Origin of the sequence: Mycobacterium basiliense (assembly GCF_900292015.1) — a bacterium.
Lineage (GTDB): Bacteria > Actinomycetota > Actinomycetes > Mycobacteriales > Mycobacteriaceae > Mycobacterium > Mycobacterium basiliense.
In genome coordinates this window covers 4,203,068-4,216,438 of sequence record NZ_LR130759.1, presented here as the reverse complement: position 1 = coordinate 4,216,438, position 13,371 = coordinate 4,203,068, and the positions used below count along the sequence as shown (strand labels likewise).

The window sequence follows — 13,371 nt, the reverse complement described above, 5'->3', positions numbered from 1 at the left end:
TGTTTGACGACCGTGAACTGAAGTTTGCAGGCCATCCTGCAACACCCTGCCAGGCGAAATTGGTCAAGCCTGGACTATTTGCTGCCCGGGCGGTTGCTGGATGGTGCGGGGATGTCTCCAAGATGAAACGATGGCTAGCGCACAGGAGGGCAGAGGATAATGAGAGCCGATGACTAGCCCATTTCAGCCTGGACAGGTTCCCGGTTCCACACCCCCCGCTGGGGCCGCCGGTCGGCGCGGTGTCCCTGGATTGCCCACCCCGCCCAAAGGCTGGCCGGTCGGGTCGTATCCCACCTATGCCGAGGCGCAACGCGCCGTCGACTATCTGTCCGAGCGGGATTTCCCGGTCCAGCAGGTGACCATCGTGGGCGTCGATCTCATGCAGGTGGAACGTGTGACCGGCCGGTTGACCTGGGCCAAGGTGCTCGGCGGCGGCGTGCTTAGCGGCGCCTGGCTGGGTTTGTTCATTGGGCTGGTGCTCGGCTTTTTCAGCCCTAACCCATGGTCGGCACTGGTCACCGGCCTGGTCGCCGGGGTGTTCTTCGGGCTGATCACATCAGCGGTTCCTTACGCGATGGCTCGCGGCACCCGGGATTTCAGCTCGACCATGCAATTGGTGGCCGGCCGCTACGACGTACTTTGCGATCCGCAGAACGCCGAGAAGGCGCGGGACTTGTTGGCGCGCCTGGCAATCTGACGGTCGAGCCCAGATACGCACCCGGTGGTGTCTCGCGTGAGTCGTCGCAAGTTGATCGCGACCGTGCTGGTGGCGCTCAGCACCGCATCGGCGGTTACGGCGTGCGGGTCGGGGGGCTGGGGCGGGTCGGGCTTGGTGATCAGCCTTTACACACCGTCCAGCATGCAGGAGACCGCTACCGCGATCGCTCGGCGCTGCAATGAGCGGCTGGGCGGGCGGTTCACCATCCAGCAGATCGGTCTGGCCAGATCCCCCGACGAGCAGCGGCTGCAGCTGGCCCGACGGCTGACCGGCAACGACCGCACGCTGGACGTGATGGGACTCGACGTCATCTGGACTGCAGAATTCGCCGAGGCGGGCTGGGTGCTGCCGCTGTCGGCCGATCCGGCGGGACGGGCCGAGGCCGACGTTGCCGTCGATACCCTGCCCGGTCCGCTTGCCACCGCCGGGTGGAAGCAGAAGCTGTATGCCGCGCCCGTCACCACCAACACCCAATTGCTTTGGTATCGAGCAGATTTGGTGAATCAACCGCCACGTGATTGGACGGGCATGGTGGCCGAGGCGGCCCGCCTGCACCAGGCCGGCCAGCCCAGCTGGATTGCCGTGCAGGCCAACGAGGGGGAGGGCCTGGTGGTGTGGTTCAACACGCTGCTGGTGAGCGCGGGCGGCCAGGTGCTCTCCGGGGACGGCCGCCACGTCACGCTGACCGACACCCCGGAGCACCGGGCCGCCACCGTCGCCGCTCTGCAAATTCTTAAGGCGGTCGCCACGGCGCCCGGAGCCGATCCGTCCATCACCCGGACCGACGAGGGAAGCGCGCGGCTAGCCGTCGAGCAGGGCAAGGCCGCGTTGGAGGTCAACTGGCCCTATGTGTTGGCCTCGATGCTGGAGAACGCGATGAAAGGCGGTGTGCAATTCCTGCCGCTCAACCAGAACGCCGAGTTGGCCGGCGCCATCAACGACATTGGCTTGTTCATGCCCAGCGCCGATCAGTTCCGCATCGCCTACCGAGCCAGCAAGAAAGTCTTCGACTTCGCGCCCTACCCTGGCGTCGTGCCCGGCCAGCCGGCCAGGGTGACTATCGGCGGGCTGAACCTGGCGGTGGCCAGCACCACCCGTCATCGAGCAGAAGCGTTCGAAGCGGTGCGTTGCCTGCGTAGCGCGCAAAGCCAGAAATACCTTGCCATCGAAGGTGGTTTGCCGTCGGTGCGGACCTCGCTGTATTCCGACCCGGAATTCCAGGCGACCTATCCGATGTACCGCGTCATTCGCCAACAGCTCACCAACGCGGCGATGCGGCCGAAGACGCCGGTGTATCAGGCGGTTTCGATCCGAATAGCGGCAGCGCTAAGTCCCATCACCGAGATCGACCCGCAGCGCACCGCCGACGAACTCGCCATACGGGTGCAAGAGGCCATCGACGGCAAGGGGCTGCTTCCGTGACCCTTGCCCGTCCTGGCCGGCAGACGGCCGCCGCAAGTCTGTCGCGCACCGGCAACCGCAGGGCCGAACGGCGACTGGCATTGCTGCTCGTGGCACCGGCGGTGACGCTGATGCTGGCGGTGACGGGCTATCCGATCGGCTACGCGGTGTGGCTGAGCCTGCAGCGCTACCAGTTGACGGCACCAGAGGACACGGCGTTCGTCGGGCTGGCCAATTACCAGACGATCCTGGCCGACCGGTACTGGTGGACGGCGCTGGCGGTGACACTGGGGATCACGATGGTGTCGGTGACGTTTGAGTTCGTGCTGGGGCTGGCGCTGGCGCTGGCGATGCACCGCACCCTGGTCGGCAAAGGGCTGGTGCGCACGGCCGTGTTGATCCCGTATGGCATCGTCACGGTGGCCGCGTCGTACAGCTGGTATTACGCCTGGACTCCGGGTACGGGGTATCTGGCCAACCTGCTGCCGCAAGGCTCGGCGCTTACCCAAGCCCCACTGACCCAACAGATCCCGTCGCTGGGCGTCGTCGTGCTTGCCGAGGTTTGGAAGACGACGCCCTTCATGTCGCTGCTGCTACTGGCCGGGATGGCATTGGTTCCCGAAGATCTGTTGCGAGCGGCGCAGGTCGACGGGGCCGGCGCTTGGCGTCGGCTGACCAAGGTCACGCTGCCGATCATCAAGCCGGCGATAGTCGTTGCGCTGCTCTTCCGGACCATGGACGCGTTTCGCATTTTCGACAATATCTACGTGCTGACCGGGGGTGCCAACAAAACCGCGTCGGTGTCGATCCTGGGGTACAACAACTTGTTCAAGGGCTTCAATGTGGGGCTGGGCTCGGCTATTAGCGTGCTGATCTTTGGCTGCGTGAGCCTCATCGCATTCATCTTCATCAAGCTGTTCGGCGCTGCGGCGCCCGGCGGAGCAGTCGATGAGCGCTGAGCGGTTGAGCGCGCGCCGAGTCGCCATCTGGGTCGTCATCGACACCATGGTCTTGGTGTACGCGCTGCTTCCGGTGTTGTGGATATTGAGCCTGTCGCTCAAACCGACATCGACGGTCAAGGACGGCAAGCTGATTCCGTCGTCGATAACCCTGGACAACTACCGTGGCATCTTCCGCGGCGAGTTTTTCAGCTCCGCACTGATCAACTCTATCGGAATCGGCTTGACTACCACGGGCATTGCCGTGGGAATCGGTGCCATGGCCGCCTACGCCATCGCTCGGCTTGACTTCCCGGGTAAGCGGTTGCTGATCGGGACTACGCTACTGATCAGCATGTTCCCGGCGATCTCCCTGGTGACGCCGCTGTTCAATTTCGAACGTCAGGTCGGGCTGTTCAACACCTGGCCCGGGCTGATCCTGCCGTACATCACGTTCGCGCTGCCGCTGGCCATCTATACGCTTTCGGCGTTTTTTCGGGAAGTGCCATGGGATTTGGAAAAGGCGGCCAAGATGGATGGCGCAACGTCGGGTCAGGCCTTCCGCAAGGTGATCGTGCCGCTAGCCGCGCCCGGGTTGGTCAGCGCCGCGATTCTGGTGTTCATCTTCGCGTGGAATGATCTGCTGCTTGCGCTGTCGTTGACCGCTACCAAGGCGGCGATCACCGCTCCGGTGGCCATTGTCAACTTCACCGGCAGTTCACAATTCGAGGAGCCAACCGGATCGATCGCGGCCGGGGCGATGGTGATTACGGTTCCCATTATTGTTTTCGTAGTCATCTTCCAACGACGGATTGTCGCCGGGTTGACCTCTGGCGCTGTGAAGGGGTAGCGCGATGGCCGAGATCGTGCTGGAACACGTGACCAAGCGCTACCCCGATGGCGCGATGGCAGTACAGGACCTCAACATCACCATTGCCGACGGCGAATTCCTGATCCTGGTTGGGCCGTCCGGCTGTGGCAAGACGACGACACTGAACATGATTGCTGGACTTGAGGATATCTCGTCGGGAGAGCTTCGCATCGGCGGCGAGCGGGTCAACGAAAAAGCGCCCAAGGACCGCGATATCGCGATGGTGTTCCAGTCGTATGCGCTCTACCCACATATGACCGTGCGTCAAAATATCGCCTTCCCGCTGACACTGGCCAAGCTGCAGAAGGCAGACATCGCCCGGAAGGTCGAGGAGACGGCCAAGATCCTTGACCTGGCCGACCTGCTGGACCGCAAGCCGTCGCAGTTGTCGGGGGGACAGCGACAGCGGGTCGCCATGGGCAGGGCAATCGTGCGCCATCCCAAGGCATTTCTGATGGACGAGCCGTTATCCAACCTGGACGCAAAACTACGGGTCCAGATGCGCGGCGAAATCGCCCGACTGCAACGCAGATTAGGCACCACTACCGTCTACGTGACGCACGATCAGACCGAAGCGATGACGCTGGGAGATCGGGTGGTGGTGATGCACGGCGGGGTGGCCCAGCAGATCGGAACTCCGCAAGCGCTCTACCAACAACCGGCAAATCTGTTCGTTGCGGGTTTCATTGGCTCGCCCGCGATGAATTTCTTCCCGGCGACGCTGACCTCGATCGGACTGCGGCTGCCGTTCGGTGAGGTGACCCTGGCGCCCGAGGTCAACGAAGCGATTGCAACGCATCCGAAGCCAGCCAGCGTCATTGTCGGGGTGCGGCCCGAGCATGTGTCCGACGCCGCCATGATCGACGGCTACCAGCGGATCAAGGCGTTGACCTTCCAGGTCAGTGCCGACTTGGTGGAATCCCTGGGGTCGGACAAATACGTGTACTTCTCGACCGCGGGCCCTGCGGTGCACTCGGCTCAACTCGATGAGCTGGCCGGGATGGCGGGCGGATCGGAAGTGCTCAAAAGCCGATTCGTGGCAAGGCTCCCCGCCGAGTCCAAGGCGGAGATCGGGCAGTCGATCGAGCTGGCGATGGACATCACAAAACTGGCCGTTTTCGACGCCGAATCCGGTATCAACCTGACGATACCGACCGCGCGGTGACAAAAATTCTCGACCTCGTACGCGCCCACCTGGTCGGCCACTTCGAGACGCAGCCCGACTCCGCGAGTGTGACGTTTCTGGGTGCCGAGCCCATCGAAGTGCTGCGGTTTCGTTCCACGGCAAGTGAATTGGTGCATTATGTGTCGCTGGGCTGCTCGCGGTACCCGATGACAGCGCCCTCCGAACTGATTGCCGACCCGCACCGCGGACCCCGCGCTGAAGTGGTGTTGAGCTTGCGCAATCCCGAGCCGGCAACCGGGCTGGCGCGCAGCCTGGCGATACTGGCGGCCACACCCGCGGTCGACGGTGTGGTGTTGGCCGCAGACATCTTGATTGACCTTGGTGCACCGCTGTGGACCCGACCATCGGGGCGGGTGCCGTTCAGCGCGGTGTTGTTGGGCCGCCCCGACATCCCCGACCTGCCGCTCGACCCGCCGCGTGAACCCGTGCAGTTCCTGTCCGCGACGCCCATCACGGCGACCGAGGCGGCCTGGGTGCGGCTCAAGGGAGCCGGGGGAGGCAGCGCCATGCGCCAGGTATGGCAAAACGACGGCGTCGACGTCCTTGACCCAAACCGCCCAGCGGCACAACCACATTGATTGTGGAATCGGCCGCTCAAGCACCGATACGCTAGAGCCAGTTCCGGCTGCGGAAGCTGCGGTAGAGGAAAACACAGATAAGCAGCATGGTGCCGACTACCGCGGGATAGCCCCACCACGCGTCCAACTCCGGCATGAAATGGAAGTTCATCCCATAGATGCCGGCAATCATGGTGGGTACCGCGATAATGCCCGCGTAGGCCGAGATCTTGCGCATGTCCATGTTTTGCTGCATGCCGACCCGGGCCAGCGCGGCCTGAACCAGCGAGTTGAGCATCTCGTCGTAGCTGGACACCTGCTCGGCGGCCTCGGTCTGATGATCGGCGACGTCCCGCAGATAGCGCCGCAGTTCCTTGGAGATCAGGTCTTTGTTCTCGGTTTGCATGCGCTGGAACGCGATCGACAGCGGATGGACGCAGCGGCGCAGTTCCACAACTTCGCGCTTGAGCAAGTAGATCGGTTCCACATCGAGCCTGCGACCTGGTTCGAAGGCCACCTCCTCGATGCTGTCGATGTCGGTCTCCATGAGCGACGTGACCGACAGATAGTGGTCCACGACGTAGTCGGCGATGGCATGCATCACCGCGTACGGCCCCAGTTGCAGGTGCTCGGGGTCGGCGTCCATCCGCTTGCGTACCTCCGACAACCCGCCGTGTTCACCGTGGCGGACGGTGACCACAAAGTCCTTGCCGACAAAGATCATGATCTCGCCCGTCTCGACGATCTCGCGGGCTAGCACCACCGACTCGTGCGGTACGTAGTTGACCGTCTTGAGGACGAGGAACAGCGTCTCGTCGTAGCGTTCCAGCTTGGGCCGTTGGTGGGCGTGCACCGCGTCCTCGACTGCCAGTGGGTGCAGCCCGAAGACATCGGCCACGTCTTGCATTTGTTTCTCGTCGGGTTCGTGCAGGCCGATCCACACGAATGCCTCTCGGCCCGCCAGTTCGATCTCACGCACTTCGCTCAACGCATCGGCGTACTCGTACTTGCCGGGCATTCGCCGGCCTTCGACGTAGACACCGCAGTCGACCAATGTCGGCGCTGGTGGGGTGGGAGCGCTATCGGGTGGTTGCGGCCGCGTTCGTGCGACGGTTCGAAGCGATTCGGGCAGTGCGTCAAAGCCCTGGAACATGCTGAGCCTCCGATCGCATTACAGGTTTGACCGGGCGGTGCTCCATGCTACGCCGTTTTGCCACGTCAACGCGGCAGCGCAGGCGTTGGCGCGGGTCTGGAGGTTTCGGGTCGGCGCGGGTGCGCTAGTTTCGACCCGAAAACCAAACTCGATACGCAGACCCCTCCATAAGGAGCAAACCGACGTGAGCGCAAGCCCCCTCAAGGTCGCCGTCACCGGTGCAGCCGGCCAGATCGGCTACAGCCTGTTGTTCCGCCTGGCCAGCGGCTCGCTGCTGGGACCCGACCGCCCCATCGAGCTGCGGTTGCTAGAGATCGAGCCCGCGCTCAAGGCGCTCGAGGGCGTGGTGATGGAACTCGACGACTGTGCGTTTCCGCTGCTGTCGGGCGTCGAAATCGGTGCGGACGCGAACAAGATCTTCGACGGTGTCAACCTGGCCCTGCTGGTCGGCGCTCGTCCGCGCGGCCCGGGCATGGAGCGAAGTGACCTGCTCGAAGCCAACGGCGCGATCTTCACCGCCCAAGGCAAGGCGCTCAATGCGGTGGCCGCGGACAATGTCCGGGTGGGAGTGACCGGCAACCCGGCCAACACCAACGCGCTGATCGCGATGACCAACGCCCCCGACATTCCACGCGAGCGGTTCTCCGCGTTGACCCGTCTAGACCACAACAGGGCGATCTCGCAGTTGGCCAAAAAGACCGGCGCCAAGGTCACCGACATCAAGAAGGTGACGATCTGGGGCAATCACTCGGCCACCCAATATCCCGATATCTTCCACGCCGAGGTCGGCGGCAAGAACGCCGCCGATGTGGTCAATGACCAGGCGTGGATCGAGAACGACTTCATCCCGACCGTCGCCAAACGCGGCGCGGCGATCATCGACGCGCGCGGCGCGTCGTCGGCCGCCTCGGCTGCCTCGGCAACCGTCGACGCCGCACGGGATTGGCTGCTGGGCACGCCCGCAGATGACTGGGTCTCGATGGCTGTCATCTCCGACGGTTCCTACGGCGTGCCCGAGGGATTGATCTCGTCGTTCCCGGTGACCACCAAGGACGGCAACTGGACGATCGTCAGTGGCCTGGAAATCGACGAGTTCTCTCGTGGGCGCATCGACAAGACGACCGGTGAGCTCGCCGACGAGCGCAAGGCGGTCACCGAACTCGGGCTGATCTGAGCCCGCTGCGCTAGCACGGGTGCGGGCAACCGGGCCCGCACCCGCCCGGTGGGGCCCGGGTCAGCCGTCGAGACCGTGCTGCCCGGTCGCACCCGTCGCGCCCTGAGCGCCGGAAGCGCCGGGAGTTCCCATGCTGAAACCGGCGCCCGCGGCGCCGCCGCTGCCGCCGGTGCCACCCGACCCGCCGAGACCGCCGGCGCCACCAGCGCCAGCGCTACCCGATCGGCCGAATAGGCCCCCGGCCCCGCCGGCGCCGCCGTTTCCGCCGGCCCCGCCGGCCCCGCCAGCACCGCCATTGCCGCCGTCCCCGCCGTCGCCGCCTAGGCCGCTACCGAAGGGTCCGCCCATGCCGCTCGCGATGCCGCCGTTGCCGCCGGCACCGCCCTGGCCGCCCTGGGCCCCGATGCCGCCGTCGCCGCCGATGCCGCCTAGGGCGCCGGCGCCGCCCGTGCCGAACAGGAGTCCGCCGCGACCACCGGTACCCCCGAAGCCGCCGGCACCACCAGCGCCGGCCGAAGCGCCGATACCGCCGGCCCCGCCGAAACCACCGTTACCTCCGACGGCCGGGCCGCCGACTTGAGTGGCGGCGCCGCCGTCGCCGCCGGCCCCGCCTGAGGCGCCGACGCCGCCGGCGCCCCCGTTGCCGCCGGTGCCGCCGGTAACGAGGCCGAGGCCGGTGGTGGTGGCGGCGGCGCCACCGACGCCTCCGGCACCTCCGGCGCCTCCGGCGCCGCCAACGCCGCCGTCGCCGCCGGTGCCGCCGGTCGCGTTACCTGGGCCGTTACTGGTGGCTACGCCACCGACGCCGCCGTTGCCTCCGGAAGCGAAGTTGCCGCCGTTTCCGCCGTTGCCGCCGGCACCCGCCGACACGGTGCCGGTCGCGGTCCCGTCTCCGCCTGGCCCCCCGGCCCCACCGCCGATTCCGGGGTTGATGCCGTTGCCGCCGGCCCCGGCGTCCGCGCCGTTGCCCGTCGGATTATCCAGCCCGGCAGCGCCGTTGGAGCCTTGTTGGACCTGGTGGGGCGCAGGGTTTACCGCGTGGGCGCCGACTGCGCCGGCCGCGCCGGCCCCGCCGGCGCCACCGTTACCCCAGAATCCGGCATTGCCGCCGGCGCCGCCGTTGCCACCGTTGCCGCCTACGACCATGGCGGCTCCGCCGGCCCCACCTGTCCCGCCATTGCCGTAGAACAGCCCACCATTGCCGCCGACGCCGCCATTCGCACCGGCCCCGCCGGCCCCACCGGCTCCGCCATTGCCGATCAACCCGGCTCCGCCCCCGTTGCCACCGGCCTGGCCCGGGGTGGTGCTTGAGCCGCCGTTGCCGCCGTTGCCGTACAACAGCCCGCCGTTTCCGCCACTTTGGCCCGGTCCGCCATTGGCGCCGTCGCCGATCAGCGGGCGTCCCAGGAGCAATTGAGTGGGGGTGTTGATGACGTCCAACACCGGCTGCAGTGGCGAGGCGTTGGCCGCCTCGGCAGCAACATACGATCCCGCATGCCCGGTCAGCGCTTGCACAAACTGGGCGTGGAAGGTGCTGGCCCGGGCACTCAGGGTCTGGTACTCGTGAGCGTGCCCGGCGAACAACGCCGCCACCGCCGCCGATACCTCGTCGGCGCCGGCGCCTAGCAGCCCCGTGGTGGAGCCGGCCGCCGCCGCATTGACCGCACTCAACGTCGAACCGATGCGTTCCAATTCCGTTGCCGCTGAGGTCAATAACTCCGGAATTACCACCATATGCGACATCGTTGCGCTCCCTTGAGTGAACATCGAACAGTCAGCAGGAGGACATCCCATTTGCGGTCTTTAAATGGGCAGTCGGCAATTTGGTCAAGCTCGTTTGATCGGGATGCTACTCGCAATTGGCCATCTCGCGGACCCGCACACTGTGCACACCTGCCAGCACGGACGGCGGCTGCGACCCTCGTGATGCCCGGTGGGGCGGTCGGCAGTTGGTTCCGGCCGGTCCCCGCGCCGACGAATGACTCGACCGCGCCGGTGATCTAGCCCGCGGATCGGTCGTGCCCGGCCCATAGGTTCGTGTTTGCGGAGGGAACGTACCCTCAATGCTGTGTCAAACGTCGTGCCGTCTGTCGTACAAGGCTCATCCACCGCAAACTCGCAGGTCCCAAGGGTCTTAATCGATGACGACGAGATCTTCCAGGCCCACGTGGGCGGCAAGCTTTCGGTAGCGCTGAAGTCCCCGTTGGACACCCAACGCGCGTTGTCGATCGCCTATACCCCGGGTGTGGCGCAGGTCAGTCGCGCGATCGCCGCCGATCACACGCTGGCAGCGCGCTACACCTGGGCGAACCGGCTGGTGGCTGTCGTGAGCGACGGCAGCGCGGTCCTTGGTCTGGGTGACATCGGACCGGCCGCGTCGCTGCCGGTGATGGAGGGCAAGTGCGGCCTATTCCAAGCGTACGGCGGGCTGGATGCGATCCCGATCGTGTTAGACACCAAGGATCCCGACGAGATCGTCGAAACCCTGGTGCGGCTGCGGCCGACCTTCGGCGCCGTCAACCTCGAGGACATCTCTGCGCCGCGCTGCTTCGAGATCGAACACCGCGTTATCGAGGCGTTGGACTGTCCGGTAATGCACGACGACCAGCACGGCACGGCGATCGTGGTGCTGGCCGCGCTGATGGGCGCCAGCAAGCTGCTGGGGCGCGACATGACGTCGTTGCGGGCGGTGGTTTCCGGCGCCGGTGCCGCCGGCGTCGCGTGCACCAACCTCCTTCTGGCAATGGGGGTTTCGGACATCACGGTGCTAGACTCGCGCGGCATTCTGCACACCTCGCGCGAAGATCTGAACCGGGTAAAGGCTGATCTGGCGCGACGCAGCAACCCCCGCGGTCTGGTCGGCGGCATGGCCGAGGCCTTGGCCGGAGCCGAGGTATTCCTCGGAGTGTCAGCCGGCGCGGTCCCCGAAGCGCTGTTGGCCACGATGGCGCCCGAGGGGATCGTCTTCGCGCTGTCGAACCCCGATCCCGAGATCCATCCCGACGTTGCGGCCAAGTACGCGGCGGTGGTGGCGACCGGACGCAGCGATTTCCCGAACCAGATCAACAACGTGCTGGCGTTTCCCGGGGTATTCCGCGGCGCATTGGATGCCGGTGCGCGCCGCATCACCCAACGGATGATGGTGGCCGCCGCCGAGGCGATCTTCTCGGTTGTCAGCGACGACCTCGCGCTCGACAAGATCGTCCCGAGTCCGCTGGACCTACGCGTCGGGGAAGCGGTGGCCGCGGCGGTGGCCATCGCGTCCGACGCCTGAGGCGTCGGGGTGTGAGCATCGCCAGGATGGCCGCTGTGCTGCTGTCAGCGGCGCTTGCGGTGGCCGGTTGTGGCACCAGCGGCCGTCCCGCAGCGGCGGAGTTGGTGGTCGGGTCCACCACCGACTCCGAGTCAATGTTGCTGGCCGACATCTACGTTGCGGCGCTGCGGTCATACGGGTTCCCGACACGCGCTGAAACCGCGGCCGACCCGATGTCGAAATTGGACTCGGGCGCGGTCACCGTGGTTCCCGCCTTTACCGGTCAGGTGTTGCACACGTTGCAGCCGGGTTCTCCGGCGCTGTCGGACAAGTCAGCCAAAGAGGTCTACCGAGCCATGGTCTCGGCGCTGCCCGAGGGTATCGCCGCAGGCGACTACGCCACCGCCGCCGAAGACAAGCCCGCGCTGGTGGTGACTGCGGCCACCGCCAAGGTGTGGGGCGGCAGCGACCTGAGCCTGCTGCCCGCCCACTGTGGCGGGTTGGTGGTCGGCAGTGTCGTCGGCGCCCATCCGCCCGATCGGATCGGCACGTGCAGGCTGCCGGTGCCGCATGGATTCCCCGATACCGCCGCACTGATGGCCGCGCTGCGAGGCGGGCACCTGACCGCGGCCTGGACCAGCACCGCCAACCCGGATATTCCCGCCGATCTGGTGGTGCTGGCCGACGGCAAGCCCGCGCTGATCCGGGCCGAAAATGTGGTGCCGCTGTATCGGCGCAACGCTCTGGCAGAGCGGCAGCTGCTGGCGATCAACGAGGTCGCCGGCGTGCTGGACACCGCGGCCCTGGCCGAGATGCGTCGCCTGGTGGCCGGTGGCGCCGACCCGCAGGTGGTGGCCGATGGGTTCGTGAGCGAGCATCCGCTTGGCCGCTGAGTCTGGACCGAGCCTGCGGCCACGGCGCCGAGCCTGTGCACAGGGACCGGATTCCCGAGGGATAGGCGCCGTGTGCGCAGGCTCGACGTTGACGCGTCAGCGGTGGGGCGCGGGGATCAACCGTCCCAGAACGGGCATGAAGAGCCGCTGATATCCAGAACCCGTCAGCCGCACCACGATGTCCAACACCTTGGCATCGGGGCCGACGAGTACGCGGGCCTTGTTTTTGCGGACGGCCCCCAGGATGATCTTGGCGGCCCGCTCCGGGCTGGTGTGTGCCACCCGTCTGTCGAACATCTTGGCCAGCTCCTCGGCATCCAGTCCCTCGGCCGCGGTGGCGTTACGGGCTATCGCGGTCTTGATGCCGCCGGGGTGCACCGTCGTCACGCCGACCGGATGCCCGGCCAGCAGCATCTCTTGGCGCAGCGCCTCGGTGAAGCCACGGACCGCGAACTTGGCCGCGTTATAAGCGGCCTGCCCCGAACACGCAAACAACCCGAACACGCTGGAGATGTTGATGACGTGGCCGTCGCCGGACGCGATCAGGTAGGGGAGAAACGCCTTGGTTCCGTTGAGCACACCCCCGAAATCGACGTCCATGACCCGATCGATGTCTTTGAAATGGCAGACCTCGACGTCACCGGTGTGGCCGATACCGGCGTTGTTGTAGATCTGGTTGACCCTGCCGAAGTGTTCGTTGACCGCATCGGCGTAGACGAGGAACGCCTCGCGTTCGGTGACGTCGAGTCGATCCGCCCTGACCTCGGCGCCGAGCGCCTTCACTAGTTTCTCGGTCTGCGCCAGTCCTTCGGTATCGACGTCGCTGATTGCCAGCTTGGCAGCGGAGCGCGCCAGCTCGACGGCCAGCGCCCGCCCGATGCCCGATCCTGCGCCGGTAACCACGGCGACCTTTCCGGCGAACCCGTCCATAACCACCCTCCGTCGCGTCGGCCTGCGATCGAGGTTAACCGGTACCAGCGGTCCTGACTATCAGCGGGTGCCGGGGCGAAGGTCCTCCCCGCGGTGCGTGGCGTGCCAAGCCGCCGATTTCTAGCGCAACGCATGCCTAGTTTGCGCGGGCGGGCGAGGCGGTAGCGGCGGATCTGGCGGTAGCGGCGACGCCCTTGGCCGGGGCGGTAATGCGGATAAAGTCCTTTTACCCCCCGCCGCCCAGGTAAAGATCATGTCGCCGCAGTCGATCTGTCTTCGAGCGTTCCGCCAGGGTGA

Annotated in this window: 12 protein-coding genes; 9 read left to right on the top strand and 3 right to left on the bottom strand. The window is 66.1% G+C overall.

Annotated features, from left to right (window positions below; genetic code table 11):
* Positions 1 to 169 precede the first annotated feature (169 nt).
* The 6 genes from MB901379_RS17725 to MB901379_RS17700 are packed head-to-tail and all read left to right on the top strand — an operon-like array spanning position 170 to position 5,692.
* On the top strand, positions 170 to 697 hold the full coding sequence (locus MB901379_RS17725; RefSeq protein ID WP_158017812.1) for a general stress protein: 528 nt from the start codon (positions 170 to 172) through the stop codon (positions 695 to 697).
* A 24-nt stretch (positions 698 to 721) separates the two neighbouring features.
* The gene (locus MB901379_RS17720) at positions 722 to 2,140 is read left to right on the top strand and encodes an extracellular solute-binding protein (RefSeq protein WP_158017811.1); all 1,419 of its coding nucleotides are present in this window, start codon (positions 722 to 724) and stop codon (positions 2,138 to 2,140) included.
* Entirely contained in the window at positions 2,137 to 3,078 is a 942-nt protein-coding gene (locus MB901379_RS17715; protein ID WP_158017810.1) for a carbohydrate ABC transporter permease, read from the top strand. The genes MB901379_RS17720 and MB901379_RS17715 overlap by 4 nt, the downstream gene beginning before the upstream one ends.
* A gap of 4 nt (positions 3,079 to 3,082) precedes the next feature.
* Positions 3,083 to 3,907: a carbohydrate ABC transporter permease gene (locus MB901379_RS17710; RefSeq protein ID WP_158019277.1), complete on the top strand. Its 825-nt coding sequence runs from the start codon at positions 3,083 to 3,085 to the stop codon at positions 3,905 to 3,907.
* A 4-nt stretch (positions 3,908 to 3,911) separates the two neighbouring features.
* Entirely contained in the window at positions 3,912 to 5,093 is a 1,182-nt protein-coding gene (locus MB901379_RS17705) for an ABC transporter ATP-binding protein (RefSeq protein ID WP_158017809.1), read from the top strand.
* Positions 5,090 to 5,692 (top strand): suppressor of fused domain protein, encoded by a 603-nt coding sequence (locus tag MB901379_RS17700; protein ID WP_158017808.1) that lies wholly within the window; start codon positions 5,090 to 5,092, stop codon positions 5,690 to 5,692. The genes MB901379_RS17705 and MB901379_RS17700 overlap by 4 nt, the downstream gene beginning before the upstream one ends.
* 31 nt (positions 5,693 to 5,723) lie before the next feature.
* Here the strand turns inward: MB901379_RS17700 and corA are convergent, their stop codons facing one another.
* Positions 5,724 to 6,824 (bottom strand): magnesium/cobalt transporter CorA, encoded by a 1,101-nt coding sequence (corA, locus tag MB901379_RS17695; RefSeq protein ID WP_158017807.1) that lies wholly within the window; start codon positions 6,822 to 6,824, stop codon positions 5,724 to 5,726.
* A 184-nt stretch (positions 6,825 to 7,008) separates the two neighbouring features.
* Here corA and MB901379_RS17690 point away from each other — a divergent pair, with 184 nt between their 5' ends.
* Positions 7,009 to 7,998, top strand: coding sequence for a malate dehydrogenase (locus MB901379_RS17690; RefSeq protein WP_158017806.1), 990 nt, complete (start codon positions 7,009 to 7,011; stop codon positions 7,996 to 7,998).
* Positions 7,999 to 8,058: 60 nt separating this feature from the next.
* Here the strand turns inward: MB901379_RS17690 and MB901379_RS17685 are convergent, their stop codons facing one another.
* Positions 8,059 to 9,741 carry a PE family protein gene (locus MB901379_RS17685; protein WP_158017805.1) on the bottom strand — a complete coding sequence of 561 codons (1,683 nt, stop codon included), beginning with the start codon at positions 9,739 to 9,741 and terminating at the stop codon, positions 8,059 to 8,061.
* A gap of 337 nt (positions 9,742 to 10,078) precedes the next feature.
* Between MB901379_RS17685 and MB901379_RS17680 the strand changes: the two genes are divergently transcribed.
* Together MB901379_RS17680 and MB901379_RS17675 are read left to right on the top strand one after the other, a co-directional pair.
* The gene (locus MB901379_RS17680) at positions 10,079 to 11,272 is read left to right on the top strand and encodes an NAD(P)-dependent malic enzyme (protein WP_408632301.1); all 1,194 of its coding nucleotides are present in this window, start codon (positions 10,079 to 10,081) and stop codon (positions 11,270 to 11,272) included.
* Between the two features lie 11 nt (positions 11,273 to 11,283).
* Positions 11,284 to 12,144: a glycine betaine ABC transporter substrate-binding protein gene (locus tag MB901379_RS17675; RefSeq protein ID WP_158017804.1), complete on the top strand. Its 861-nt coding sequence runs from the start codon at positions 11,284 to 11,286 to the stop codon at positions 12,142 to 12,144.
* A gap of 96 nt (positions 12,145 to 12,240) precedes the next feature.
* Here MB901379_RS17675 and MB901379_RS17670 read toward each other — a convergent pair whose 3' ends face one another.
* Positions 12,241 to 13,074, bottom strand: a complete 834-nt coding sequence (locus MB901379_RS17670) for an SDR family NAD(P)-dependent oxidoreductase (RefSeq protein WP_158017803.1) — start codon at positions 13,072 to 13,074, stop codon at positions 12,241 to 12,243.
* Positions 13,075 to 13,371 lie beyond the last annotated feature (297 nt).